At 63.9% G+C, this 285-nt stretch carries 1 protein-coding gene; it reads right to left on the minus strand.

Features of this window, described 5'->3' with window-relative positions; translation table 11 throughout:
- Nucleotides 1-96 precede the first annotated feature (96 nt).
- A partial coding sequence (locus VC35_RS29785) for a hypothetical protein (protein WP_221174496.1) occupies nucleotides 97-285 on the minus strand: 189 nt, incomplete at its 5' end.

Consider the following 285-nt stretch of genomic DNA (forward strand, 5'->3'; position numbering starts at 1 on the left):
GCGGCTAACCCGGCATCCATGTCGGGTTGCCCACTGCGCAGAACCTCCACTCGGCCTCACGAGGGGGCGTACACCGCAACCGCGCCCGAGGCGGCCTTACCGGCCAGCCTGGTTCTGATGCGTGCGCGTTCCCCTGTAGGAGCTGTCGAGTGCAACGAGGCTGCGATCTTTTGGAGGTGATACATCCACAAAGTTCCAGTCGGCTGTCGGGCCGCCTTCGCGAGCAGGCTCGCTCCTACAGTTGATCGGCGTACACCCACGCTTTTCACCACTCATCAGGCCGAG

It is taken from the genome of Pseudomonas fluorescens (genome assembly GCF_000967965.1).
Classification (GTDB): domain Bacteria; phylum Pseudomonadota; class Gammaproteobacteria; order Pseudomonadales; family Pseudomonadaceae; genus Aquipseudomonas; species Aquipseudomonas grandcourensis.